Source organism: Caballeronia hypogeia (genome assembly GCF_001544875.2).
Lineage (GTDB): Bacteria > Pseudomonadota > Gammaproteobacteria > Burkholderiales > Burkholderiaceae > Caballeronia > Caballeronia hypogeia.
In genome coordinates, this window is the sequence record NZ_FCOA02000043.1 from 1 (window position 1) to 26,159 (window position 26,159).

The window sequence follows — 26,159 nt, forward strand, 5'->3', positions numbered from 1 at the left end:
TTGGGGCAGAGCGGATCAGGCTCGAGTACCATCTCCTCGCGCGGCAGGTGCGGCGGGAGCGGCTCTCGCGAAGGCGATTTGCCGGCCGGCGCATTCGGTGTCCTGTCGCGCTGGTTACGCGCCTCGGCAGCACCCCGGCCGGCCGTCAGGTCCTCCAGCTGCGCCTCGAGCTTGTCGATCTGCTTCGCGAGTTGCTCGGACTTGCGCCCGAAGTGCATCCGCCTGAGCTTGTCGATCTGCGCCTTCAGGCGCTCGATCTCGTCATCTCGCGCGGCGAGTTCCTCCACCATCTTCGCAATCGATGCCTGGTGCTCAAGCAGCGATGCCTGTTGCGCGAGCACCATGGCACGAAGCTCGGCGACGTTATCGGGAAGCGGCGCTTGATCGGACATGCGTCGCAGTTTACGAGCCTTCCTCGCGGTTTACAACATCGAGAGTGCGGCGGTGCGTCGTGGCTGTCGCCAGTCGATACCCTCGAGCAACATCGACAACTGTGCACTCGTCAGATGGATCTTGCCGCCATCGGCCTGTGGCCAGATGAAACGCCCTCGCTCCAACCGTCTCGCGAGAAGCCAGAGTCCGTCCTCAGTAGCCCAAAGCACCTTCACGAGATCGCCAAGCCGCACGACATTCAACATACCGATCACAAATCGTTGTGATCGCATACCGGTGGCACCCCGCCTGTGGCCAGGAATACAGACTGGTCCGCCGTACGGGGCGCCGCGGGAATCAGATGGTTCACCTCGACGTCCCGCAACACATCTCCCGGGAATTGCCAGCGTGGATGCTCGATCCTTCGATATGCTCGGCAATGTCGCTCGGCGAGCCGCAAGTAAGCGCAGAAGCGCTGGCCGTCCTGTGGCGCATCCTGAATGATCGAAAGCGCCAGTCTGCTACAGGAGGATCATCGAAACCTCTGCCAACGGAGGGCTATTCCGATGAGACGACCGCAAAGAGAACCAAGCGTACAACTTCTGCTCGACCTGAACCGCGATCCAGCGTTCAACGCAGGCATCGTGGGAAATCGACGGGAGGAAGTGATCGAAGCACTCGCAGCACTTCTGCTGGAAGCGCTGGGCAAACCGATCAACACAAACGATCCGGGGGAACGCGATGAGCCAGAAGATCACCGCTGAGCATCTATGCCGTGGTGCGATAGTCTACGTCCGGCAGTCGACCATGAGTCAGGTAGTGGAACACACGGAGAGCCAGAATCGTCAGTACGCGCTGGCCGAATCTGCACGGGCCATGGGCTTCGCTTCGGTAACAACGATCGACGATGATCTTGGACGTTCGGGGTCCGGCAGTATCGAACGTCCCGGATTCCAGAAGCTAGTCGCGTCAGTGTGTGCGGGATCCGTCGGTGCCGTGTTCTGTCTCGAGGCTTCACGACTCGCTCGCAATGGTCGCGATTGGCACCATCTTATTGATCTTTGCGCGCTTGTTGGCACGGTCGTGGTGGATCACGACGGCATTTACGATCCCAGACTGGTCAACGATCGGCTCCTGCTTGGACTAAAAGGCACGATGTCGGAGTACGAACTCAGTCTGCTACGGCAGCGCGGCATTGCTGCCCGTGATTCCAAGGCTCGGCGTGGCGAATTACGCTTCGCGCTACCTCCGGGCTATTGCTGGAATGAGCTTGGGCAGATCGAGATAGATCCAGACGAACGGGTTGCCGAGTCCATCCGGGTGCTCTTCCGTAAGTTTCGCGAACTCGGAAGTGCTCGTCAGGTGCTGCTATGGGCCATACAATCAGAAGTCAAGCTGCCTGTAACACGACACGGCCCCGCCGGCATCCGGATCGAATGGAGCCGGCCTGCATATCACACGGTTGTCCAGATCCTGGAACATCCGGTTTATGCCGGGGCGTATGTGTTTGGAAGGACGACCCAACGCACCGCCGTCGTCGACGGACGGGCTCGTAAGACCGAAGGCCACTCCAAGCCGATGAAGGACTGGAGCGTTCTGTTGCGAGACCATCACCCAGGGTACATCACGTGGGATCAGTTCGAGGAGCATCAAAGGATGATTGCCGAGAACACACACATGAAGAAGCGGGCTTCCCGTCGATCTGCTCGTGGCGGCCGGGCATTGCTGACTGGCCTGGCGCGATGTGGCCGGTGCGGTCGAATGATGCGAGTCAACTACGGCATGAGAGCCGGGCACGCGCATCGCTATTACTGCCGTGGCGACGAAGCGCATGTCGGAGCATTTCGCTGTATAGGAATCGGTGGAATCCGTATCGACAAAGCGGTGGCGGGCGCAATTCTCGAAGCGGTCTCGGAGCATGCGGTGGAAGCGGCCGTTCGCGCTGCACAGCAAACATCGCGCGCAGGCGACGATGCGCGTCGCGCGTTAGCCTGCGAGCTCGAGGAAGCGCGATACGATGCCTCTCTTGCCGCACGCCGGTATGAGGTTGTCGATCCGACGAAACGATTGGTTGCACGCGAGCTTGAAGCGCGTTGGAATGCAGCCCTTGAACATGTCGCTCACCTCGAAGAGCGCGCAGCGCTTCTGGACCGCGAGGTTGCAAGCCGGCCCGCGATCGACCAGACGCAGTTGATGACGCTCGCGCGCGATCTCCCGGCGGCGTGGAACGCGCCGGGCACCGATATGCGAACAAAGCAGCGGCTGACCCGTATTCTCATTCAGGAAGTTGTGATTGATCTGGACGACAACACGAATGAAGCAGTCGCCACGGTTCACTGGACCGGTGGTCGGCACACGGAGCTGCGCGTTGCACGCGTGAATGTTGGTCGATACCCATCTGGCCAACACTTCAGTGCTGTTGAGGTTATGCGCAAGCTTGGTGGGCAGTGGCCGGACAGGGAGCTTGCGGTGACCATGAACCGCATGCGATGCAAATCGCCAGACGGCAAGACCTGGACCACTGTTCGTGTTATGGAAATGCGTGAACGACTGGGCATTGCACCATTCGATCCAACCGCGTCGCACGCGGAGACGATCAGCGTGGAAGAAGCCTCACGACGACTGGGAATCTACGGGAGCTCGATTCACCGCCTGATACGTGAGGGAATACTGCCTGCGACTCAACTCATGCCCTCGGCGCCCTGGCAGGTTCCTGTTGCCGCGCTCGATTCCGAAGCCGTCAAGGAAGGTGTACGGGCCATCAAGGAGCGGCGGCCGCCTCACTTCAAGACTCAACAGGAAGCAGAGAAGTCACTCAAATTGCCAGGCTTCTGACGAAAGGATGCACTATGTCACGAGACTCCCGCGGCGCCCGCGGAAGATGAAGACGTTACCGTCCTGTGGCGCGACAATCTGGATGAGAGACGCGCGACAAACAAGATGAGAATGTCGCGGTGAGGTTGATGATGCCGATGTTGATTGACGCTGGCAAGGGTTTGTTGATTGACGCTGGAACGTGTCGCATGCCGCGCGTCAATCAAGATGAGAAAGCGCGTCAGTCGGTGAGGTTGACAACGACTTGCAGTCGAGTTGCTTGTCATTGCGGGTCCTCCGGGCGCGGTGGCACGCTGACGTTCTTTGGTGTCGCCATAGTTGCGGGTCGTCCCTTTCCCTGCTGCTTGCGCTCAAGGGCGGTACGTCGGCGGTAGCTTTCGACGTTGAGTTCAAGGATCGTCGAGTGATGGACCAGCCGGTCGACGGCTGCCAGCGTCATTGCCGGATCGGGGAAGACCTTATTCCAGTCGCCAAATGGCTGATTCGCCGTTATCAGAAGAGAACGGTTCTCATACCTGGCGCTGATGAGCTCGAACAGCACTGACGTCTCGGCCTGATTCTTACTGACGTACGCGAAGTCGTCTAAGATAAGTAGATCGAAGCGATGAAGCCTATTGATGGCGGACTCCAGAGCCAACTCGCGGCGCGCGACCTGCAACCGCTGTACGAGGTCGGTAGTTCGGGCGAAGAGGACCTTCCAGCCTGTCTCCAGTAGGCTCAGTCCGATGGCTGAGGATAAGTGCGACTTACCGCCCCCAGGCGGCCCGAGCAAAATCAAATTGGCGCCGTTGCGCAACCAGCCGTCGCCAGCGCATAACGCCGAGACGTGCGCCCTAGACACCATCGGCACCGCGTCGAAATCGAAATTCTCCAGCGTCTTGCCCGGCAGCAGCCTAGCCTCCCTGAGGTGGCGTTCGACGCGGCGTCGATCACGCTCGGCGATCTCGTGTTCGGCCAGCGCCATCAGCAGGCGCGCCGCTGGCCAGCCTTCAGTATCGGAGCGCTCGGCAAAGCTTGACCAGATCTGCTTAATGGCGGGCAGCCGCAAATCATTGAGCAGCAGCGACAGGCGGGTAGCGTCGAAATCGTGACTCATGCTGCCACCTCCGTTTCCAGGTCAAGCAGAGCTTCGTAGTCGCGCAGCGAAGCCAGTTGGACGTTTGCCTGCGGCAGGCTCGCGGACTTCGCTTCGAAACGCGAACGCAGTGCCTCCAGATCAGGCAGTTGCCCGTCGGCCAGGCATTGCTCGAGCGCCTGCGCCAGTTGCGCCTCGCAGTTTCGCTCGTGAGCCAGGCTGAGCAGTTCGACCATGGTCTTGCATGCCGCACGCTCCGGTAGCTGTTCAAGCAGACGATCGAAGGTCAATCGATACGCCTCGCGCGGAAAGATCTGATCGCGGTAGACCAAGTTGAGCAGCGCCATGGGCTTGCGGCGCAGCGCGTGGATGATGTGCCGGTAGTTGACGACGTGACCGTGCTTGCCATTGGGACCCGGACGACCGCGCTGCAGCGTCATCAGAGCCGTACTGCCCAGAAACAGTTCTAGCCGATCGTCGTACAGCCGCACGCGAAGGCGATGACCGATCAGCCGAGAAGGGACCGTGTAGAAGACCTTGCGCAGGACGAAGCCGCCGGTGGTGGTGACGTACACACGCGTTTCCTCGTAGTCGCTCGTACGCTGCGCGGGCAGCGGCTGAAGCAGTGCCCGTTCGGCCTCAATGCGCTTGCCATTACGCGCATTGATGCGACCGACGATCTCGTCAATGAATCGGCGATAGGCCTCGAGTTCCACGAAGTCGTTACTGCCGCGCAGGAGCAATGCATCACGCACGGCGCTCTTGAGGTGGCCGTGAGGGCTCTCGATGGCGCCGTTCTCATGGGCGATGCCACGATTGTTGCGCGTAGGCTGCATGCCGTAATGAACACACAGCGCTTCGTAGCGCGTGGTCAGATCGTCGCGCGTTTCGGGTTCGAGATTGCGGAACGCTGCGGACAGGCTGTCGCTGCGATGCTCGCGTGGCGCGCCACCGAGTGCCCAGAGCGCGTTCTGCAGCCCTTCGGCCAGCGCGACATAGCTCTCGCCGCCGAGAATGACGTGAGCGTGTTCAAAGCCCGAGCAGGCCAGTCGAAAATGATAGAGGCGGTGCTCGAGCGCGACACCCGCCACAGACACGGCCAAGCTGTCCATCTCGGTGAAATCGGACAATGCGAGGCGACCGGGCTCGTGTACCTGGCGGAACATGACATCACGATCCTCGCCGTGGAGAGCGCGCCAGTCGCGAATACGCCGCTCCAGTGTGCGGCGCACGTTGCACGGGAGGTCGGGATGGCGCCGAAGCATCTCGTCCAGGACCGCCACCGGGCGGATGCCGGGAGCGGACTGCAGCAGCGGAACAATCTCGGCGTCAAAGATTCCGGCCAAGGGATCCGGGCGTCGGCGCTCGCGTGGCGCCTTCTTCTGCGATGGCGGTCGCGGGTCCTGTTCGATGCGATAGGCGGTGGCGGCACTGAACCCGGCGCGTGCGCCTGCCTTGGTCGGCTGTTCCTTGAGTCTGTACTTCATGTAGAGCCTCATCTGGTGGTCGTTGACGTGTCGTCCGGGCACCGCAGCCTCCCGTGGGATGGAAGGCTCGTTCATACCCGATCCACCGCGACCACCGACGAGGTTCCCCAGTGACACGGAACTCCTCGGTGCGGCATGGCGGCAGCGGTTCCGGGCTACGCCCTTCACCGCTGCCGCCATGCCAGTTCTCTCATCCTGATTGACGCGCTGTTCTCATCTTGATTGACGCGCGGCACCGTCCAGTGGATTCTCATTGAGCGCTGTCTGCACCTTCGCCGACAGCCCTTGGAAGCCGCAACGCATGTCGGTGATGCCGGCAACGAGCCAGACTCGCGTGCCCCCCGGCAGGCCGATCATCGGGCAAGCTCCCGAATGAGCAGCCGCAGCAACGCCGGCGAGACCTCACCGGAGATTCGAACGCGTGCACGATCAAATTCGATCTCGCAGATGTTATCGGGCGGCGAGTTGGTATCGTCGGTCATGGGCGTTGCCTCCGAAGGCTCCGCGACCACGCTCACTGGAAGAAGTACCGTCGAGCTGGTATCAGGTTTCGAGGCCGCCGCCGCATGATCTGGACATGGCGCGCCGAACACGCCTTGCAGATACTGACGCTGCCACCGGAACAACAAATTGGTGTTGACGTCATTACGGCGTGCAACCAGCGAAACCGAAGCTCCTGCTTCGAAGGTCTGCTCGACCAAGTGCCGCTTGGTTTCCACCCGAAAGTTTGGTCGCTTGCCCTTCGCGATCCGATTCAATGTCTCGTCCACTTTAGCTCCCACCAAATTATTTAGCGGGAACTAAACTACCAACCGGTTCGCTCAGTCGTCGAGAATGGCCGTCGCGAGCCGCTTACACCCAAACTTGCAATGCGCTCCTTTCTGTCGTCGGATTGAAATTACTCACCGCCGCGAAAAGCGCTGCAGGAAGGTCGAGAAGTGGTAGCGGCCAATATTTTACATAATGAACATTAACGCATTTCAATTAGTTATCCGAATTATCGCGCGGCATACATTGCTCGGCTTCCTGCGGCGGTGTTGCGCAGCGCGCCTGGACGACGCGAAATGGCGCGGCACGCGAATCTCGGGACGCGGATCTCGGCCCTTTCCGCAACGGCCGACGCCAACCTCCGAGGTGGCCCGACCGACAGGCTCGCGAACTGCGACCGAGTTCTTTGTGTCGGTCTTTCCGTCCCGCGCAGTCAAGGGTTTCGCTTGTTAGCATTCGTCCCACAATTCGATGGACACCCTGCGGAGACTTTCGAACCCTTGTCGCCGCTAACATCTCCTCGGTAGCGGCAACTAGGGGCTAGACCATGCGTCCACCGATAGCCGAACGACAACGGTCGCGACTAGTTGAATGCGTAAATCGCCTTCGAAACACGCCTGCTTACGAAAAAGTTATCCACAGATTCAGTGGACAAGCGTGTAGATAAGGCCTGTGCTCGAAGCCTACCCCGTTGACACGTAACGATAATTTGAAGTCGCTGACCTTCGCGCCGTCGTCGTCGTCGCACGGAGCACCGTGGCTCGCCTTGTCTACCCGGAGCAAATCCAGTCTCAGACGCTCTGTCAAAAGCGCCTCGGTGCAACCTTCGAACGCGTGTCCGCAAAAGTCGCCGCATCGATTCAAGTTGCGCTCGATGTCGATTCTGGCGTGTCTTGGCGATCCGTGTCGACGACTCTGTGGCCTTGCCGACACAACCCGCCTCGGCTGAACGTCCTTGCGCAAGCAAGCGTCCCGTCTATATTGAGACGGGTAGGCAGCCACGAGATTATTCGGTGGAGGACGCGGTGAAATCATTTTTGTCACTCCCGGAAGGAATCGTCAGGGCGACTGCCAGGGTATTGGGTGCCGTAGGCGTCGCACTGATAGGGCTGGCAGCGTCGGGTGACTTGCTGGCGCAAACAGGCGGCGCCTGCATTCCCGTGAGCGAACGAACGACTGAATTCGGATGCTTCGTGCATGCGGAACAGCATCTGCACAAGCTTGCAGCCGGTCCGATCTATTGGCATATCGATCGATTTCCGGACCGCTCATCGGCGGAAGCGGCCAAGAGCATGAATGGAACAGTCGTCGAGATTCTCGGACAGATCTGGCTCTTTACGATCGCGGGCAAGTCCTGGCCGAGATCGACCGGAGAACGCATTGCCGATGTCGGCCCTTTGACGCTTCCCCAGGCAAGTTCCTTGATGGCCACCTACATGGAGGGAAACTTCAAACCCGGCATGCAATCAACGATCCATCGACATCCCGGTGCCGAAGCGTGGTTTGTTCTTAGCGGCGCACAGTGTCTCGAGACGCCGCACGGCGAACAGATCGGCAGGCCGGGCGCGCCACCGGTAATCGTTCCTCCGGGAGAACCGATGCTTCTCACCGGAATAGGCGAGAAGCAAGGACACTGGCTAGTGCTCATCCTAATGGACGCGACGATGCCTCGCGGATCGCCTGCAGACGACTGGACGCCGAAGCACACATGTGAACGCATCACTGCCCAATGACAGGACGGAACGCAAGCGACACAGGTCACTTCAAGGACAGCAGATGTTCCTTCCCCATGAGCATAAGCGTCAGCCGGACCGACGACGCTGATCGGCTTGTACGGTGCCTTGGCTTCGCGCGTGCCATCGATCGTGCAGGAATCACTTCAGCCGATGCAGGATTACTTCAGCCGTGCCGCCGCCCGAGGCCGGCGTCGTCCACGTGAGTTGTTCCGCGTTCACAGTAAATGGCCGCTTCTGCTCGACACCGTTCCAGTTGGGAAACGAACTGGCGGTGACATGGAACGTGATTGTATTGTCAGTCTCGTTCACTGTATAGGTGCCGAAGTGAGCGATCATGCCTTGCACAACGATTCTATTTTCTTCCGCCGTGCCCTCCAGTCGATTAGCCGACCTGAACTTTGGAATATCGGCGCGAGAGGTCATCAGGATGTAGTGACCGGCCTCGTCGAAGACAGCGAGGCCCTGCGGGCTAGTTCCGTACATGGGTTGCCGGGAACCGTCGGGGCGCACTGTATCGACCGATACGTACGCCCACGTTCCGACGACCTGCTCCTTCAGCGTATCCGGTTGGACGGCCACGTGCGAGCATGAAATCAGCGTGCCCGACAACAAGACAATAGTAGAACTTCTAAAAAGGATCGCCTGTTTCATCGCGCTTCTCCACTAAGGATACTTAGGCACAGTCCCCAGCATGGAATTATCTGAATTATCGACTTGGCGAGCAAGTGTGGACTGTCACGTTGCAATCTACGCCGGAGCAAAAACTCATCTTCCTGGAATTGGGTCAGCGCTGCGATCGGCCCAGCCATTCGCAACGTTAGATGTTAGGGGAGCCGACACTGTCGTCGACCGGGCGGACTCCACGCGGTCGTCACGCGCATTCGTTTATAGTTGCATCAATGCTGAAATCTTCCCGAAGCATCAGAGGCGCTCATTCGTGGAGAGGCGTTCCATGCACAAGAGAATAGTCGCTGTTGCGTTCATATTGATCATGCTGTCCCTGCCCACGCTTGCCCGGGCCGACGCAAATCCGTTACTCGGAACATGGCGCCTGAAATCGTTTGTGCGAGAGGTCACCGCCACAGGCGAGCGGTACAACCAACTCGGTGATCATCCCGACGGCTACCTCACCTACTCGTCGGATGGCCGGATGATCGCGTTCTTTGTGTCGGGCAATCAGCCACGACCGCGCAATGAGCCCTCCGACGAAGAGCGAGTCACCCTCCATAAATCGATGCTCGCTTACGGCGGGACGTATAGCGTGTTGCCGGACAGGGTCGTGCATCACATCGACATCGAATGGGACGGCAGGCGCGTCGGAACCGATCAGGTGCGGTTTTACGTCATCGATGGCGACACGCTTTCGATTAAGACCGAACCAAACAAGAGCCCGGTGGACGGACGAGAAGGCGTAGGCATCTTGACGTTCGAAAGAGTGAAAGGTTCGCAGCCGCAATAAGGACACTGAAGGCGGTTTGTTCAGCGCGCTCAGTACACGCCTCCTTTCTCGTATATGCGAGGGCGCGGGCCGAGACGACTTTGCCTCGTGGCCTACCACCCGTCATGTAAAGGGCTTGTATTGCTCGAGAAACGCACGCAAGCTGGGTGGCCGTGAGCCGCATGGGCATTACGTTAGATCGGGTACGCTGACGCCTGTTTTTCAAATCTTCATGAGAATTACGTTCCAGACGATTAGTTGCGTTAATGAAAATTGACGACCGGCATTGTGCGCCGCGCTCCGTCTACATTGCCGGTCTTGTTCGTACGCATTGCCCCCATTGGCAATGCCACTGGTGAGCGAATTGCCATAGAACTGGGGTACTCCAGATCTTCATTCCCCGTGACCGATACGCGCGTCTTCTCAAATGGAGAGCCATCGCTTTCACTTTCGCGGTCGTCCGCCTTGAAATAAGCATGTTCTAAAACTATTCTCGTGTGACGAAAGTTCGTGACGTGAATCGGTGCCGACCGTGCCGGCCAGAGGAAACTTCATGCGTCGCTTGCTGCTCCTACTGACGTTCTTCCTTTACGGCGCCATTTCCTTCGCCCATGCCGATTCGCATCACGAGGAAAGGCACGGGCCGGACGATTCGTACGGCGTCTCCGTGGTCTTCGATGCGAACGGCAAGCCCGTCGGGCCGCTCGTATCGTATGGACGCAACGACGGCGTGTTTCTTACTGTGAACGGGGCAATCGTCTTCGTGCCGATTACGCTCGTCAATGTCAATTTCAATCCGTCGCAGTCGGCGCAATTTCAATGGCTCACCGTTGACCCCATTGGCAACTGTGGCGGCGTGCCGGCCATCACGCGCGACAGCGGACCGAGGCCCTCGGTCGCGACCCGTACCGCCACCGAAGTCACGCTCAGCATAGCGGCCGATACGAATTCGACGCCTTGTCCAGCGCCGCCCGGTCAGACATCGTCCTCAATGACGTTTCCGGTCGAGAGCACCTACGCACTTCTCGCGCACTATCCCGAACCGCTGACGCTTCGCATCGTGGACAACGGCGCGCGGCATCAAGCCGGCGACCACGACCGACCGCCGATGGTGTATGACGCGCAAGGCAAGCCCGTCGGCGCGCTGCGGTCGTACATGGGGCAAAACGGCGTGTTTCTTCGCATCGACGGGTCCCCGGTCTTCGTGCAGGTCGGTCATAAACGTGTGCTTGCCACCACGTACTCGGCGTCGCAGTTCGAATGGACCGGCTATGTGGACGTGCCGTATTCATCGGCCGATTGCAGCGCGGGCGTCCTGGTCGTGGACACGGGCAGTCCCACCCCGGCGATTGCGGTGCGCGACGGCGTGGACGTCACGCTCTACATCGCGGGCAACGCGCCTTCCATGGAGGTGACCGTCGATTCGTTCCGGCTGACCGATCTCGCCGGCGCGACCCTGTGCGAGTCGCTTTCGGTGCCGAGCACGGGCATCTGGACGCCTAGGCGTAGCTATTCGCTGACGCAGCACTATCCCGAGCCACTGCGCGTCGGTTATTGAAACGGCGCGAATCACTGGAGGCCGTCATGAGGCACCGCCTGATTGGAGCACTGTTGATCGTGCATGCAATGTGCGCTCGCGCCGATGAGCGTTTTCATTCGCCGAGTCACCGGCCGCCGCAGGTTTTCGACGCCAAGGGCCACGTGGTCGGAGAACTGGCAAGCTTCGGCGGCGTAAGCGGAGTTCGCGTCGTTGCCGGCAATGCCGTGACGATCGTCCAGATTGCACGATCGAGCGATGCGAGCGGCGACCAATCGGCGACCGGCTTCGCGTGGGCCACGTCTTCGTCCGCCGAGTTCACGTCGACGGATTGCAGCGGCGATCCGATCGTCGTGCCCTCTGGCGGCCCGAGGCCGTCCATCGCAATACGGCAGGGAAACGACGTGACGGTCTACATCGCTGGCGAAGGCCCGACGCAAAACTTCACGGCTCGCTCGGCCCTCGTGGTAGCGCCACCCGGTTGCGCGGCCAATCAGATCCCCGTCACGGTGGCGGGTTTCCCAGCGGGCGCGAAAATCCCCATCAGCCGGCTTCATCCGGAGGCGCTCAGAATCGGATTCTGATCCTCACGGCGCGCAGCCACCGCTTCACCCCGCGCCGAGCCACGCGCACGTTTCAGGTGGCTTTCTGACACAAGAATGCAAAAGAGAACAACGGAGCGAGATGCCATGGCAACGCCACTTGACTCGAATCCGGCTCCCGGCGCACCCGGCAATCCGCTAAGTTGGTGCCGGGCGGACAAGGACGCCGTCGGCACGGCCTACTCACTATCGAGTCAGGTCTGGTACACAGCAGCGGGGGGCATACTCACGGAGATCTATTTTCCGGATGTGGATACCCCTCAGGTTCGTGACTTTCAGCTAATCATTACGGACGGCGCGAACTTCTTTCACGACGCACAGAGAGACTTCGATTACCGATGTGAATGGCCTGATGCCCCCGCCCTAGCCTTCCGGCTGACCGCGCGGGCAAGGACTCAACCGTACACGGTCGTTCAGGACGTGATCGCAGAGAAGGGATCGCCCTGCGTGCTGGTGCAGACGACATTGCAGGGAGAGCAGGCGTTCCTCGACACGCTTCACGTCTACGCGTTGTTGGCGCCGCACATGGGAGGCTACGGTACGGGCAACACCGCTCAGCGGGTCAGTACCGCGAACGGGGATCGCCTGGTGGCGAACCGAGGCCATTATTGGCTGGCGCTGGGCGCCGACTGCGGCTTTGGCATGACGAGTTGCGGCTTCGCGGGCGTGAACGACGGCTGGACCGACATCATCGCGAACAGACGCTTACCCGTCTGGAACTACGACCTGGCAAAGGACGGATATGTCGCCATGACCGCGGAGATCGCGCGCGCCGGGCGAAATGAATTCGTTCTAGCGCTGGCATTTTGCGTCGACGAGCCGAGGGACACGGTAAGGAGCACACCCAACAAGGCGCTGGCCGCCGTGTCAGAGGCGTTAGCTTATCCTTTTGACGGCCCCGCGGGTACATACAGCCACCGCCAAGTATTTCTCAAGGGATGGCAGGAGGCTGCTGACGCACCCCCATTCACGCCTAGAGCGAACGTCACGGGCGACAGCGACGCGCTTTTCAAGATGAGCCGCAACGTTTTGCTCGCGCACGAGGATAAGACGGCCGACGGCGCACTGGTGGCTTCGTTGAGCATCCCATGGGGAAACACCGTTCAGGATTTGGCCGCTGGCTACCATATGGTCTGGCCGCGCGACATGTGCCAAAGCGCACTCGCTTTGCTGGCGGCAGGCGCCCAGGATGCACCGCTGCGCAGTCTGATGTTCTTGGCGACGTCGCAACTGCCGGATGGAAGTTTTCCGCAGAAGTTTTTCATTAACGGCGAGCCGTGGTTCGACAATGCCGCGCAGCTCGACGAGTTCTCCTTTCCCGTCATCCTGGCCTATCACTTAAGCACGGCCGGGCTCCTGCAACAGTTCGATCCCTCCGGGATGGTGCTGGCCGCGGCCGGCGCAATCATCAAGTATGGCCCCATGACCCAACAGGAGCGATGGGAAGAACAGGAGGGCTATTCTCCTTCGACGCTGGCATCGAACATTGCCGCACTGGTCTGCGCGGCCGAAGAATGGGCAGACCCCGTAACCGCCCAGTTCCTTCTGGAATACGCGGACTTTCTCGAATCGCATCTCGAAGAGTGGTGCGTCAGCAACCGGCACGCGGAACTCGGTGCCGCCCGGCATTACATTCGCATCTTGCCGACGCGAGAAGGTGACGCTTTCAGGTTTCCGGAAGATCCGAACACCGCGACGGTACAGGTCTGGTTTAAGCCCTACGATGCAAGCGAAATCGTGGATGCAGGCTTTCTCGAACTGGTCCGCTATGGCATTCGCGCGGCAAACGACCCCGTCATCGTCGACTCCGTGAGGGTTGTCGATGCGGTCATCAGAAAGAACCTCCCGCAGGGACCGGTGTTTTATCGCTACAACCACGACGGATATGGCCAAGGTCCCCATGGTGAGGACTGGGCGAACAACACAACGGGCGTCGGCCGCCCATGGCCGCTACTCAGTGGAGAACGCGGCCACTATGAACTGGCCGCCGGCGGAGATCCTACACTCTACCTTCACGCTCTCGAGGCGTTTGCCGGCGGCCGCGGTCTGCTTCCCGAACAGGTGTGGGATGAGAACGATCTGCCACCCTTTCGCACCGGCGGCCCGACCGGCTCGGCCATGCCCCTCGCGTGGGCCCACGCTGAGTACATCAAGCTGGTTCGCTCTATTTCCGATGGGCGTGTCTTTGACCGCCTCGATGTCGTCGCGAACCGCTATCAGCTCCAGCCCGGTCAGCCGCCGCGCGCCCCCAGTGCAATCGAAATCTGGAGCTTCTCCCGGCCGGTGCCGTCGATTTCTGCCGGCATGACGCTTCGCTTCACCTTGCGTGAGCCTTTCCGCCTGCACTTGTCGCGCGACAACTGGACCACGTCAGAGGACCGCGACGCCGCGTCAACGGCGGTGGGCGTCTACTATGTTGATATTGCCACAGGAGCAGTCGAAGCCGGTTCATCGCTTGTATTCACCTTTTTTTGGACCGCGACTGGAACGTGGCAAGGACAGGATTTTCACATCGACGTTCGATAAGCGAGGAGTCGGCAGAGGATTATCGGTGCTACAAAACAGACGACTCGATCAGGCTTTGCGACGGGTACCTTTCGCTGATGAGGCGCTCCGGCTCGCTTCACACCTTTTTCCCGGAACAGGCGTCGCCCCGTACGAGGATAGTCGATCGCTCGGTAGGGCGAGGCAGGCGTCACCGGTCACAATTCGATCGTCGTGTCTTTCGAATGTTCGAATACCGCTGTCGTTGAAAGATCGGCGCGGCCGCTAGACCTCTAGATAACTCCCACCAGTTTCCCTTCGCGTGAATGGACCTGGACCAGCCCAGGATAGAGGGCTGCAGTCGACAGAAAGACGACGTTCAGACTCGCGAGCACCCGCTCGCGCGACACGATCGGAACCGCAACGGCGCCGATCTTGCTCTGAGCCGTCCAATCCCCGTGATTCGAACCAAATCCATCAGCGCGCACGCGTCGAATGAGATTGCGAACGAGCGCATCGGTCATCGCTGGAGGCCAGCGCCTTTTGTTCGTCGCCACCCTCACCTGAGCGGAGCAGATCGAGAATGTCTTCTCGCTCGCCGTCGGGGCACGTTGCGAAGTAGGCACGGCCGGAAGCCGTCAAGAGAATGGGCAGGCGTCGGCCGACCATGGACCGATGAAACGACAGCTGACTGAACCGATGCGTCGTCTCGCGGATGATCATGGCGTCGCCGTCGGGCGTCGTCAGGTCGGATGGCCACGCGACGCGCTGTAGCAATCGACCCATGATCGGCGGAGCGATGGTCGCGATGCGTTCGTCTGAGATTGACCCGCCAAAACGGACACCTATCCTTTGGAAAAGGGGGTGCCAAAATGGGCAAGCATCGAGCACCGTACCCGAATTAGTAAGGACTTTCCCGATCTCGTGGCATAGCGATATGCCAGGATGGTTGGTGCTAGACACCCATCTGAGAAGGGGAAAGTCATGGACAAGATTACTCGTATTGGCGTGGATCTCGCCAAGAACATCATCCAGGTACACGGCGTGGACAGCATGGAACGCGTGGTGGTCAGGAAAGCCATTTCACGGCAGAAGTTTCTCGAATGGTTTGCCAACCTCGAACCGTGCCTGGTCGCAATGGAAGCGTGCAGCGCAGCCCACTATTGGGGGCGCAAGCTGCGCGAGCTCGGCCACGAGGTTCGGCTGATCGCGCCGCAGTTCGCCGCGCCGTATCGCAAAGGCGGCAAGCATGTGAAGAACGACAGGCTCGATGCGGAAGCGATCTGCGAGGCCGCAGGCCGGCCGCATATGCGCTTCGTGGCCGTCAAAACCGCAGACCAGCAAAACACGCTGGTGGTGCACCGCATGCGCAGCGGTTTCGTCGAGGAGCGCACCGCGCTGATCAACCGGCTGCGCAGCGAACTGATGGAGTTCGGCGTGTTCCTGCCGCAAGGCATCGAAGCGTTTCGCGCCCACTTCGTCGAAGCACTCGAGGACGGCGACACTGAACTGAACGGTGTCGCCCGCACAGCGCTGCTGCAAGGCTGGGAGCACCTGCGGGCCCTTGACCGGCAAATCACCTGGTGTGACGCGCAAGTCGCCACACAGGTGAAGCACGACAGCAATACGCAGCGCGTCATGGCGATCATCGGCGTCGGAGCGCTCACCGCCTCGGCCGCCGTCGCGACCGTCGGCGACGCTCGCCTGTTCAAAAACGGCCGCCAATTTGCCGCCTGGCTCGGCACGGTTCCCAAACAGAAGAGCAGCGGCGGAAAGACCCGCTTGGGTCGCATCACCAAACAAGGCAACACGTATCTGCGCACGCTGCTGTTCCAGGGCGCGCGCTCGGCTGTAACGAGCGCCCATCGACGAACCGACCGTCTCTCGCGCTGGATCGTTCAGCTCCAGGCACGCGTGGGCTGGTATCGAGCGCTGGTGGCCGTCGCCAACAAGCACGCGCGCATCCTGTGGGCGATTCTCGCCAAGGGCGAGCGTTTCGATCCCTCGTATGTGTCCACCCCCCAACACCGAGCCAGCCACGGTACGACCGCAGTATGAACAGGTAAATATGCAGCGTCATGTAAAAGCGTGACTTCGTAATCCAGGACGCAAAGGCAAGGATAGCGACAGGTCAGACCGGCAGCAGGCGAACTCGAGAACTCCGCAGGCGCTACACGTCGTGTATTCGCCGATACCCGGATGGAGTCCTGCTGCGCGGTTACTATCCAGGCCCGGGCACCGGCGACGATAGTGCCCAACAAGGCCGCTTATAGGTGTGCAGTCTGTCTCGCCGCTCAATGCCGAACGTGTCCCGATGACATGGGAATCGAATGAATGATTAGATAGATCAACCCCAGCTTGCAAACAAAGGAAAGTCCTTATAGGCGGAGTTCCGGGCTCACATAGTCGAGCTGGTGAAGGCGGGGCGAACACCCGAGGAGCTTGCGCGAGAGTTCGAGCCTAGTGTGCAGACGATCATCAACTGGGTGGCGCAGGCGGATATTGACGCCGGCGTGCGTCAGGAGGGGTTGACCACGGCTGAGCGCCAAGAACTCACCCGTTTGCGCCGCGAAAATCGGCAATTAAAGACGGAGCGCGACATTCTCTCTCACGCTGCAGCCTGGTTCGCCCGCGAGACAGGAGCCGTATCCTCGAAGGATACGGATTCATGAGAGCGAATCAGGCCCGTTGGCCCATTGCCACGATGGCGCGGCTGCTGGGAGTCTCGACCAGCGGCTACTACGCGTGGCTGGTGCGGGAGCCATCAAAGCGGTCACGTAGCGATGCTCAGCTGCTGACGCGCATTCGTACGCTGTATGCGAGTTCGCGAGGTACGTATGGGGCGCCGCGCATCCATGCGCAACTTGCGCGCGAGGGAGTGCACGTGGGACGCAAGCGAGTCGCGCGCCTGATGTGCATCGCGGACCTACGGGGAGCAAGCCGACGGCGCTGGCCCCGTACAACGCGCCAGCGTGCGGGGGCACGGCGTGCGCCGGACCTCGTGCGCCGGCACTTCAATGCTGAAGGGCCCAACATACTGTGGGTCGCAGATGCCACCTACATTCCGACGACAGAAGGCTTTCTCTATCTGGCCGTGGTGCTTGATGTCTTCAGCCGGCGCATCGTCGGCTGGGCAATGTCGAACCACTTGTACACCGAACTGATGTTGCGCGCGCTCGACATGGCCCTCCAGCAGCGACGTCATGAGGGCGTGATTTTGCATTCCGACCAGGGGGCCCAATACACATCCATTGCCTTTGGGCGACGCTGCCGCGAAGCCGGTGTGCAACCGTCGATGGGTACAGCCGGCGACGCGTACGACAATGCGATGTGCGAATCCTTCTTTGGGACGCTTGAAGCAGAGCTCCTGTCGCGCGAACACTTCGCGACCCATGAACAAGCACGGAGGCGCATCTTCTCCTTCTTGGAAGGCTGGTACAACGTACGCCGCCTGCATAGCAGCATCGGCTATTGTTCACCGCTCGAATTCGAAAACCAGAGCGCGAAGACAAAAACCGCATCACCCTGCGAGTTGCCCACGGACGGGCAGCGTCGTGGTCGTGAGAAGCGACCCGCTGCCCGTCCGTGGACAACCCGCAACTCAACGCTTAACGGAGGCCGGGCCACGACAAATCTTTAACTGCAAATCTGTCCGTCGGAGCGGGTCAATCTCAGTCGTCCGTGAAGCCTTCGCTCAGCGAACGCACGTTGAGCGTCAGGCGAAAGCTCTCGTCCGACTCACTGCGCCGCACGAAGCCTTCTTCCACCAACGTTTCCAGCAACCGACGCACCGTCGTGCGGTGCAAGCCAATTGCGTCACTGATCTGCTGGCTCGTGGCGCGGCCGCTTTCCATCGCATTAAGCGCGCGTAGAACTTGCAGTCCCCGCGCCAAGCCGCGCACATTCGTGTATTTCGCCGGTGTAGCCGTTCGGAATAGATGCGTCGTCACGAAGCAGGTGCCCTGCCGTGCCCCGATGCTTCGGTCACCACGACGCTATCCCCGATGAGACGTCGGCGGCTGACTCGCTACGAAACGTGGCGACATCGGCTCCGAGATGGAAGATGATGCCGCCGAGAGGCTTACGTACGTGTAATCGACGCGCCACCATCGACAAGTGAGGCGGTGCCGGTCACGAAGGACGAATCGTCCGACGCGAGATACAGCACCGAGCGCGCCAGTTCTTCTGGCGTCGCGACGCGCTTGAGCGCGTGCAGCCCTGTCACGAACGCCTGCGATTCGTCGCTTTCGTTCATACCGCGATACATCTCCGTGTCCACAGCGCCCGGCAACACCGCGTTGACGCGCACGCCCTGCGCGCCGTACTCGGCAGCCAATGCCTGGGTCAATCCGATCAGTCCGGCCTTGCTCGCCGCGTAGGCCGCAGTGCCGGGAAAGGCGAACGAGTAGCCGACAAAGGTCGATGTGAAGATGATCGATCCACCACCTTGTTTCAGCATTTCGGGAATCTGGTGCTTCGCTCCAAGGAAGGCACTGGTCAGATTGGTCGCAAGCGCGGCGTTCCAGCCAGCTTCGGAAATGCCCGTGGTCGGGCCCATCTCGCCCAGCGTACCGGCGTTGTTGTAGGCGATGTCCAGACGGCCGTAGTGGCTCATTGCGAGTGCGACCAGCGCTTTCGCGAAGTCCTCCGATTGCACGTCGCCCGCCAGATATGTCGCTTCGCCGCCTTCGCTGACGATCTCCGCAGCAAGTGTTTCAAGTTCCGCCGCCCGGCGCGCCGCAAGGACCACCTTGGCGCCTTCTTTCGCGAACAGCCTTGCAGTAGCGCGGCCAATTCCTGCACTAGCACCCGTCACGATGGCGACTTTTCCCGTCAAGCGTTGCATGTCTTGCTCCTGGTTCGGTTAGTCGGCCAGCGCCCGATGCCTTGGCCGTGGAAGCACTATAGGCTTCAGCCCTGATGGCAGGAAGACCTAAAACATGGTCCTATCACTCAGCTTTTGTGAATGATAGGAGGGTTCAATGGACCGTCTGCGCGCCTTCGAGGTTTTCGTGACAGTGGTGAGCCGTGGCGGCTTTGCGCGCGCAGCGGATGCGCTCGGCACGTCGCCCGCCAACGTAACTCGATACGTGAACGAACTGGAGACGCACCTGGGCACGCGCTTGCTCAATCGCACCTCGCGCACGCTATCTCTGACCGAGGGCGGCGAAACGCTTTACGCTCGCTGCAAGTCCATTCTTGACGATGTCGCCGATACAGAGGCGCTCGTGTCATCCGCGTCGGTCGAACCACGCGGACGCCTGCGGATCAATGCGCCCGTGAGCTTTGGGATTCGATATCTGGCGCCGTTATGGCCCGAGTTCACGGCGAAATATCCTGGCGTCGAACTCGATGTCGCGCTAATAGACCGCGTCGTCGACATCGTCGATGAGGGGTACGATGTCGCCGTTCGCATCTCGCGCGCTGGCTCGACTAGCCATGCAGCCCGCAAGCTGGCGACTTCACAAAACATCCTGTGCGCGTCACCGGCCTATCTGGCTCGTGCCGGAGTTCCGGTAGCGCCTGGGGACTTGATCGGGCATCGATGTATCGGCTACACCTATGCGGCCACCGGCGATGAGTGGCAACTGATCGACCGTGGCGGCAAGACTCACAAGGTGAGTGTCGACTGTCACATGCATACTAATAATGGCGATACGGCGCGCGCGGCAGCGCTCGCCGGGCAAGGGGTGATCTGGCAACCCACGTTCTTAATCGGAAACGATCTACGTACCGGCACGCTTATCCAGGTGTTGCCTGAGTACCGCTTGCCTGAGATCGACATTCTTGCAATGTATCCGAGCCGCCGGCACCTGAGCGTCAGAGTGCGTGTGATGATCGATTTCCTAGCCCATGCGTTCGGTGAGATTCCCCCGTGGGATCGCGATGACGAAAACTGGAAAGGTGTCACGCCGGGGACGACTTGAACGCGCGTTAGAACATGCCTCTGACATGTTCAGTTAATCAGGTTCGAGCGCGGATGATCCGTTTGTGCGTTGAGGCGCGGACGCCCAAATAACCGTCTGGCCAGCCTTTGCGTACGACCAGGACTGTCTGGACAGGCCAACGAACGTCCGGACACGGAAGGCGGGTACGGCCCCCGGCAATCATGGAAACGCTCGGCGAGCGCGGTGAGCGCTTCGATTTCGGCATCGCCCGCGAGCACGCTGCCTTCCAGCTTCAAGTCGTTGACGCCGGAACGCGTTTGCGCCGCTTCCGCGAGACGCACGACCGCTGCGGGCGTCAGCGCGATTTCGGTGCGCACGCGCTCCCGGTCGTCCTTGCCATCCGCGCCCGAGGCGTACGCCAGATCGGGCTTGTTGCGTTCTCCGATGTAGAACAAATAGCCCAGCATTTCGACTTCATCACGCTGCAGGCCTTCGCCCAGCAAGGCCGCGACGGGCACGCCGAGACGCTTGCCGAGCCGATCGAGCAGCGCCGCTTCGAGCGCGGTGAGAGCGTGGATCGTCGTGCGCAGGTCGAAAGTATGCAGACCGCGGCGGCCCGCGTCGCGATCGGCGAATGCGGTGCGCATGCGGTTCAGGATCGCCTGCATATTGCCGATCGATTGCCGGACGGAGGCGAAGGCACACCGCGGGCATTGATGTCTGCGGCTCGCTCCTCTTCCGCCCGTCGCGCTCGTTCCATCAGCAAGCGCACAGTTATCCACAGACGCGGTGGACAAGCATGTAGATAACGCAACTGCTTGCCACCTATCCTTTTGAACTGCAACGACAATCGCAAGATGCCTGCATTCGGGTCGCCTTGCCACGTCATGCGGCATGTTCTTCGCGGGCTCGCCCGCTCATACCATGATGGCTACGCCCAAGGTTTCGGGGGCCGGACGAACCCATCATGTGCTCGCAGATCATCTGCAACTCGTCAAAGCGGGATGCTTCGAATTGGCGCGGCGCTCCGCTCCGCCGATGAGATCAGCCTGCATGGAAATGCATCAAGCTGTCGGTAATGAAGAACTGCAACTCGCTATACAAAGCCACGAACGGCGCTTATAGCAGACTTTCTATAAGCGCTCTGCCAGCGTACCGCTTACTCTGGGGCCGCACTATCGACGCCCACCCCTGCTTCGCCTTCGAAACGCTGGGAGCGATAGGGATCTAGCAGGTTGACGCTCACGCTATCGAGCAACTCGGTCGTGATGAGTTGCGAAAGTCCGGCGGCGAGACTGATGCCCGCGTTCGTCGTGATCGACAAGACGCCAGGCAGCGAGGCCAAACGGCTCACGACAGGCAAACCATCGACGGGAATCACGCGCCGCGTTTCCGTGACCTTCTCGACGGTTGCATCCTTCAAACCCGGCAACACGCGCGCCGCAATGCGCACCAACTCCTCCGGATCGGGAGTGCTCGGATCGCCGACCGGTGAGCCCGAGAAATGTTTGGCGATGACCACGCGGCCGTCGACACGCTGAATCGCATGGACATGCGCGCCGAGGATCACCGAATCGAAGAGACGCGGCAGCGGCGCGAGATGCACGACGCTGCCTGTGCTGTGCGTGAGCGGCGCTTTCAACCCCGTCCCCTCAACGAGGTCCGGATTCGCGATGCCACCCGCGAAGATCAGAATGTCCGCCTCGCGCTTGCCGCTCGCGCTTTGGACCTCGTAGCCGCCCGCCGTCTTCCTGAAACTTTCGTACGCGTCGTGCGGCGAGTAATGCGCACCACGTGCGATGGCCGCCTCCAGCATCTTCGATGTCAGTTGAACCGGCGACATCATCCCTTCATCGGGCGTGTAGAAGATGAAGTTCTCGTCACCGGGTTCGAAGCCTGGCTCGATTTCACGCGCTTCCTCGGCAGTGACCCGATGCGTCGGGCTGCCCCAACGCAGACGCCGGTCGAGTTCTGCGGCGAGTTCCTCAGCCTGTTCGGTGCCTGGCTCTGCGCTTTGAAAGCAGCCCGACCAGCGAATCGGCAGACCGTCGATCGCATCCTGCAGATAGCGCCACCGCAGGTGCGATAACCGATGCAGATTGAAGTAATGCCGTGCGCCCTCTTCGCCGAGCCGGTCCGCGTTGCGAAACTTCGTCTGGTTCGTGATCCACGCGAAGGAACCGGACGTCGCGCCTTGGGCGACTTCGTTCTTGTCGAGCACGGTCACGCGTGCGCCACGGCTCGCAAAATCGTGAGCGAGCGTGGTGCCGATGATGCCGGCGCCGACGATGACTACCTTGGGTGCGGATTGCATTATGTCCGGGCCTCGTTTTCTTTAACGTGAGTGGTGGTGGGGGCGTTCTGCACGCGATGCGATTGCGCGAGCGACAAGCCGCGCGTCTCTGGCGCCATGCGTACTGATACGAGCAGGCCAACGACGCTGATCGCGCCGGCAATCAAGAGACCGTTGGCGCTGCCGAAGCGCGCCAGCGTCATCGGCAAAAGGAAAGTGCCGGCGGCCGCGCCGATGCGGCTGACCGACATGGCAAGGCCCATGCCGGTGGCGCGAAGATCGGTCGGAAAGACCTCGTTCGGATAGACGAACTGGAGCCCGGAACCCGCCGCTTCCGCAACCGTGAACAGCACAAACAAGCCCATTGCGGCCGGGGCCAGGCTCGACAACGGCGTCGCAAGCAGCATTAACGAAAGCGTCGCAAGCACATAAGAAATGATGAGCAGCGGCCGGCGTCCCATTTTATTGATGACGAGCATGCCGAGGGCGGTACCGACGATCGCGAACGCGATGATGACCAGCGATCCAGCAAGCGCTTGCGTCACGCCCAGCGATTTGAGCAATAGCGGTTGGAACGTCTTGATGGCGAAGGACGGCGCGATCTGGCACATCCAGAAGATCGAGCAGAACACGAGCATGCGTCCGTAGCCGCGCGCCAGCAGTTCGCGAATGCTGGAGAGTCCGAGCCCGCGTCGATTCGTGGCGACGCGCGTTTCAGCAACAAGCCCATCAAAGTCGGCCTGCTCGCCCAGATATCGCTCGACCACGCGGCGCGCGTCTTCCTTGCGTCCCGCCGAGATGAGCCAACGCGGCGATTCGGGAATGTTCATTCGCAGCAGAAGGAAGATGGCCGACGGGATCGCCGCGCTCGCCAGCACATAGCGCCATACGCCGCTTTCCATGCCGCTCACGAAAAGACCACTCGCGAGGCTGATCGTGTAGCCGACCCACAGACACAGGACAAGACTCGACAGAACCGGCCCCCGAAGCTTCTTCGGTAAAAACTCCGAGGCGAGCGCGGTCGCGATGGGATAGTCGGCGCCCAGCGCAACCCCCATGACAAGACGCAACACGAAGAGCGTCGTCATGTCATGCACGAACAAGTGCGCGATCGAGCACAGTACGAACACCGCGAGATTCAGGACGTACATTGACTGGCGCCCAAAGCGGTCGGTCATCGGCCCGAAAACGATGCCTCCGATGAACATGCCAATGAGACTCGCTGCGCCGATGAGTCCCATCTGCATGGCGTTCAAATGCAGGTCCTGCGCGATGAACGGCAAGGCCACGACGATGATGCCGAGCAGATATCCGTCGCAGAACGGGCCGCCCGCGGCGACGAATGCGATCCGCTTATGGAATGAGCTTGTGGGGAGATCGTCGACACTGATGCGCGTAGTAGCCATGAAAGGCTCCGAAAGACAGCGTTGGGAAGAGACGACTTTTTTCGACTTGCTTCTAGGCTAGAGACGGGCAGAATATCGGTCAATGCGTGTCTTTATTGACCCAATATCGAGGGCTTCGATATGTTGTTCAGCGACGAGATCAACACGTTCCTGGCCGTCGTGCGCTCGGGTAGCCTGTTGCAAGCTGCAGAAATCGTCGGCGCGACGCAATCGACCGTGTCTTACCGCATTCAATCGCTCGAGCGGCGCATCGGCCATCCGCTGCTGCTGCGCTCGCGCGGATCGCGCGGCATTTCGCTGACGACACAAGGTGAGCGCTTCCTCGATATCGCCGAGCGCTGGTGCATGCTGGAAATCGAAGCCGAGCAGTTAAAGGCGAGCACCGAGCGCCATCTGGCGATCGGTGCAGTGGATGCTGTCGCGATTCATGTCTTGCCGCCGTTTCTGACGGCACTATCGGACCAGCAGCCGCCAATTCGGCTTCATCTGGAAAGCAGCCGCTACTTTCAGCTTTTCAACCGCGTGGCGTCGGGGCATCTGGACGTCGCGTTCACGCTGACGTCCGCCGATCACGTTGATCTCACTTCCACGGCAATTCGCGATTACTCGATGGTCATCGCGTATGCGGGTGAGCGGCAGCTGGATGAAAAGGTCGACCTGACGGATCTTGATCCATCGCGCGAGATTTACCTGCCATGGTCTTCCACATTCGATTTGTGGCGCTCGCGGCGTGGGCTATCCAGAATCACCACGACTGTCGACAAGGGACACATGCTCGCGCCCATCCTGCGCAACGGTGCCTGGGCGGTCGTCGCCAGTTTCCTCGCGCCGTCGTTGCAGGCGAATACGGGCTGCACCATCCATGGTATTGCGCTAGATGCCCCTGGCCCCGTCACGCTGTACAAGATTGCCCGCAAAGACGACAACGCTGTACAAGCACGACAGCAAAGACTGGTCGATGCCGCGCTGGAAACCTTGCGTCCGGTTGCGGGATTGGATCGACGATAATGCGAGGCATGTCTCCGACGTGGGTCGGCAGTATGCCCCAACCGGCCGTAAGCGCAGCGAGGCGTTCAATCGCTTTGTCGACCCTAGACGCGAGGCAAGCCGGCTTTCCAAAACGAGCGTGAGCAGGGTTCAAGGGGGCAAGGTCCGCGGAAGGACCGGCCACAGCAATCGGAGAGGCGTCCTTCAGCCTTGCAGCATCGCCACGCGGATCCCGCCAATGCGGTCCCTCGCCGCTTACTTAATCAACCTCATCCCCGTGACCTTCGAGGCGGTCACGTCGAAAGTCGCTGTGTATTCGCACTCGGCAACGTGCCCTGACCGCTCGATCAGGCAGTCCGCAAAGTCTGCCTTAGCAGATGCGCCAAAAACACGTAGTGCTTTTCGCACCGTGTCCGCACTTTCAACGACCAGTTCCTTGGTGCCGATCATCGAGTCGATAATGTCCTTGACCTGTTCGCGCTCAACGCCGTAGCAGCGACCCAGCACCCAAACGACCTCAACCAGTGCGACCTGCGACACGTACCCCGGTCGCTCAGCCGACAGGGATTCCATCACCGCCGTTGCCTTCTTCGATTGCACGGGGTCATCCTGAGCGAAGTAACGGACCAGCACATTCGTATCCAGTCCGATCATCGCGCGGAGGCTCCCTGCTCCGCGATGGCTGAATTCATGTCCTCAATCGACACTGGTTGAGCGGGCTTCTTTACGACGCCCTTGAGTGCCGCGAGCGAGCGCGTCGCTGGATAGACTTCATACCGGCCCGTCGTTTCGTTAAAGCTGAATTCGATGCGGTCGCCGGATTCCAAGCCAAGCTGGTTGCGCACGTCCACCGGGATCGTGACCTGGCCCTTTGATGTGATGGTTGCTGATGTCATATTCTCCCTCCGGTATTCCTTACTTTAAGGTAAGGAGATGAGAAGCGCAAGTTAAGGGCCGCGCGATTTCACGGGTGAGAACGAGTAACCGTAGACCAACCCTCTCGGCCGCCCTTCAGACCGACCTATCCTGATTTAGAGGACTGGATTTTAGACAGTTAGTTGCGCTTCCTAAGACGCGGCCTTTTCGGTGATGAGTTGGTTCGGGCGAATCCGCCTGTCGGCGGATCGGGCTCTATTCGCTGCGCTCACCGGGCCTGGCGTCCCAGCCATTCGGTGACGATCCCTTTCGCAAAGTCAAAGACCCTGCCAGACGAACGTGCTAAGTGTGTATGTCCTTCAGTATGGTCCGCCG

At 60.5% G+C, this 26,159-nt stretch carries 22 protein-coding genes and 4 pseudogenes; 11 read left to right on the forward strand and 15 right to left on the reverse strand.

The features are described from left to right. Together AWB79_RS34585 and tnpB (AWB79_RS34590) are read right to left on the reverse strand one after the other, a co-directional pair. Positions 1–392: IS66 family transposase (locus AWB79_RS34585; protein ID WP_374728585.1), on the reverse strand; the 392-nt coding region annotated here is incomplete at its 3' end. A 30-nt stretch (positions 393–422) separates the two neighbouring features. Further along, positions 423–665 carry an IS66 family insertion sequence element accessory protein TnpB gene (gene tnpB / locus AWB79_RS34590; protein ID WP_061171966.1) on the reverse strand — a complete coding sequence of 81 codons (243 nt, stop codon included), beginning with the start codon at positions 663–665 and terminating at the stop codon, positions 423–425. Between the two features lie 273 nt (positions 666–938). On the opposite strand from tnpB (AWB79_RS34590), the gene AWB79_RS34595 reads away from it, so the two are divergent. Continuing rightward, positions 939–1,136, forward strand: coding sequence for a hypothetical protein (locus AWB79_RS34595; protein ID WP_061171967.1), 198 nt, complete (start codon positions 939–941; stop codon positions 1,134–1,136). Then, positions 1,114–3,207, forward strand: a complete 2,094-nt coding sequence (locus AWB79_RS34600; RefSeq protein WP_061171968.1) for a recombinase family protein — start codon at positions 1,114–1,116, stop codon at positions 3,205–3,207. Before AWB79_RS34595 ends, AWB79_RS34600 begins: the two co-directional genes overlap by 23 nt. Positions 3,208–3,469: 262 nt before the next feature. On the opposite strand, the gene istB is transcribed toward AWB79_RS34600, so the two are convergent. From istB to tnpA, 4 genes are all read right to left on the reverse strand, one after another. Continuing rightward, positions 3,470–4,303: an IS21-like element helper ATPase IstB gene (gene istB, locus AWB79_RS34605; RefSeq protein WP_061171969.1), complete on the reverse strand. Its 834-nt coding sequence runs from the start codon at positions 4,301–4,303 to the stop codon at positions 3,470–3,472. Next, positions 4,300–5,811 carry an IS21 family transposase gene (istA, locus tag AWB79_RS34610; protein WP_157695916.1) on the reverse strand — a complete coding sequence of 504 codons (1,512 nt, stop codon included), beginning with the start codon at positions 5,809–5,811 and terminating at the stop codon, positions 4,300–4,302. Before istA ends, istB begins: the two co-directional genes overlap by 4 nt. 171 nt (positions 5,812–5,982) lie before the next feature. After that, the gene (tnpB, locus tag AWB79_RS34615) at positions 5,983–6,126 is read right to left on the reverse strand and encodes an IS66 family insertion sequence element accessory protein TnpB (protein WP_074169471.1); all 144 of its coding nucleotides are present in this window, start codon (positions 6,124–6,126) and stop codon (positions 5,983–5,985) included. After that, on the reverse strand, positions 6,123–6,539 hold the full coding sequence (tnpA, locus tag AWB79_RS40870; protein ID WP_374728586.1) for an IS66-like element accessory protein TnpA: 417 nt from the start codon (positions 6,537–6,539) through the stop codon (positions 6,123–6,125). Before tnpA ends, tnpB (AWB79_RS34615) begins: the two co-directional genes overlap by 4 nt. A gap of 1,011 nt (positions 6,540–7,550) precedes the next feature. Here tnpA and AWB79_RS34625 point away from each other — a divergent pair. Beyond that, positions 7,551–8,270, forward strand: coding sequence for a cupin domain-containing protein (locus AWB79_RS34625; protein WP_061171972.1), 720 nt, complete (start codon positions 7,551–7,553; stop codon positions 8,268–8,270). A gap of 141 nt (positions 8,271–8,411) precedes the next feature. Here AWB79_RS34625 and AWB79_RS34630 read toward each other — a convergent pair whose 3' ends face one another. Further along, positions 8,412–8,924, reverse strand: a complete 513-nt coding sequence (locus tag AWB79_RS34630; RefSeq protein WP_061171973.1) for a lipocalin-like domain-containing protein — start codon at positions 8,922–8,924, stop codon at positions 8,412–8,414. 301 nt (positions 8,925–9,225) lie between these two features. On the opposite strand from AWB79_RS34630, the gene AWB79_RS38985 reads away from it, so the two are divergent. The 4 genes from AWB79_RS38985 (at position 9,226) to AWB79_RS34650 (ending at position 14,376) form a co-directional block, all read left to right on the forward strand. Continuing rightward, complete coding sequence (locus AWB79_RS38985; RefSeq protein ID WP_061171974.1) at positions 9,226–9,732, forward strand: lipocalin-like domain-containing protein; 507 nt, start codon at positions 9,226–9,228, stop codon at positions 9,730–9,732. 532 nt (positions 9,733–10,264) lie between these two features. After that, complete coding sequence (locus AWB79_RS34640; protein ID WP_061171975.1) at positions 10,265–11,269, forward strand: hypothetical protein; 1,005 nt, start codon at positions 10,265–10,267, stop codon at positions 11,267–11,269. A 26-nt stretch (positions 11,270–11,295) separates the two neighbouring features. Continuing rightward, a complete protein-coding gene (locus tag AWB79_RS34645) occupies positions 11,296–11,832 on the forward strand; it encodes a hypothetical protein (protein WP_061171976.1) in 537 nt (178 codons plus the stop codon). 105 nt (positions 11,833–11,937) lie between these two features. After that, the gene (locus tag AWB79_RS34650) at positions 11,938–14,376 is read left to right on the forward strand and encodes a glycoside hydrolase family 15 protein (protein WP_061172004.1); all 2,439 of its coding nucleotides are present in this window, start codon (positions 11,938–11,940) and stop codon (positions 14,374–14,376) included. Between the two features lie 314 nt (positions 14,377–14,690). Here the strand turns inward: AWB79_RS34650 and AWB79_RS34655 are convergent. Further along, positions 14,691–15,165, reverse strand: a pseudogene (locus tag AWB79_RS34655) (DNA-binding transcriptional regulator); the annotation flags it as partial. Between the two features lie 153 nt (positions 15,166–15,318). On the opposite strand from AWB79_RS34655, the gene AWB79_RS34660 reads away from it, so the two are divergent. Both AWB79_RS34660 and AWB79_RS34670 read left to right on the forward strand, forming a co-directional pair. Continuing rightward, positions 15,319–16,392, forward strand: a complete 1,074-nt coding sequence (locus AWB79_RS34660; RefSeq protein WP_061171977.1) for an IS110 family RNA-guided transposase — start codon at positions 15,319–15,321, stop codon at positions 16,390–16,392. A 344-nt stretch (positions 16,393–16,736) separates the two neighbouring features. Continuing rightward, a pseudogene (locus tag AWB79_RS34670) lies at positions 16,737–17,833 on the forward strand (IS3 family transposase); the annotation flags it as partial. Positions 17,834–18,008: 175 nt separating this feature from the next. Here the strand turns inward: AWB79_RS34670 and AWB79_RS34675 are convergent. Continuing rightward, positions 18,009–18,284 (reverse strand): annotated as a pseudogene (locus AWB79_RS34675) (helix-turn-helix domain-containing protein); the annotation flags it as partial. Positions 18,285–18,415: 131 nt separating this feature from the next. Beyond that, on the reverse strand, positions 18,416–19,180 hold the full coding sequence (locus AWB79_RS34680; RefSeq protein ID WP_061171980.1) for an SDR family oxidoreductase: 765 nt from the start codon (positions 19,178–19,180) through the stop codon (positions 18,416–18,418). Positions 19,181–19,316: 136 nt separating this feature from the next. On the opposite strand from AWB79_RS34680, the gene AWB79_RS34685 reads away from it, so the two are divergent. Beyond that, the gene (locus tag AWB79_RS34685; protein WP_061171981.1) at positions 19,317–20,261 is read left to right on the forward strand and encodes a LysR family transcriptional regulator; all 945 of its coding nucleotides are present in this window, start codon (positions 19,317–19,319) and stop codon (positions 20,259–20,261) included. 155 nt (positions 20,262–20,416) lie between these two features. Here AWB79_RS34685 and AWB79_RS34690 read toward each other — a convergent pair. The 3 genes and pseudogenes from AWB79_RS34690 to AWB79_RS34700 all read right to left on the reverse strand — a co-directional run. Beyond that, positions 20,417–20,911: pseudogene (locus tag AWB79_RS34690) on the reverse strand (enolase-like domain-containing protein); the annotation flags it as partial. A 470-nt stretch (positions 20,912–21,381) separates the two neighbouring features. After that, positions 21,382–22,536, reverse strand: a complete 1,155-nt coding sequence (locus tag AWB79_RS34695; RefSeq protein ID WP_061171982.1) for an NAD(P)/FAD-dependent oxidoreductase — start codon at positions 22,534–22,536, stop codon at positions 21,382–21,384. Next, entirely contained in the window at positions 22,536–23,921 is a 1,386-nt protein-coding gene (locus AWB79_RS34700; protein WP_061171983.1) for an MFS transporter, read from the reverse strand. Before AWB79_RS34700 ends, AWB79_RS34695 begins: the two co-directional genes overlap by 1 nt. Before the next feature lie 120 nt (positions 23,922–24,041). Between AWB79_RS34700 and AWB79_RS34705 the strand changes: the two genes are divergently transcribed. Next, positions 24,042–24,929, forward strand: coding sequence for a LysR family transcriptional regulator (locus tag AWB79_RS34705; RefSeq protein ID WP_061171984.1), 888 nt, complete (start codon positions 24,042–24,044; stop codon positions 24,927–24,929). Positions 24,930–25,163: 234 nt separating this feature from the next. On the opposite strand, the gene AWB79_RS34710 is transcribed toward AWB79_RS34705, so the two are convergent. Both AWB79_RS34710 and AWB79_RS34715 read right to left on the reverse strand, forming a co-directional pair. Continuing rightward, positions 25,164–25,562 carry a type II toxin-antitoxin system VapC family toxin gene (locus AWB79_RS34710; protein ID WP_061171985.1) on the reverse strand — a complete coding sequence of 133 codons (399 nt, stop codon included), beginning with the start codon at positions 25,560–25,562 and terminating at the stop codon, positions 25,164–25,166. After that, the gene (locus AWB79_RS34715; protein ID WP_061171986.1) at positions 25,559–25,804 is read right to left on the reverse strand and encodes an AbrB/MazE/SpoVT family DNA-binding domain-containing protein; all 246 of its coding nucleotides are present in this window, start codon (positions 25,802–25,804) and stop codon (positions 25,559–25,561) included. The genes AWB79_RS34710 and AWB79_RS34715 overlap by 4 nt, the downstream gene beginning before the upstream one ends. Positions 25,805–26,159 lie beyond the last annotated feature (355 nt).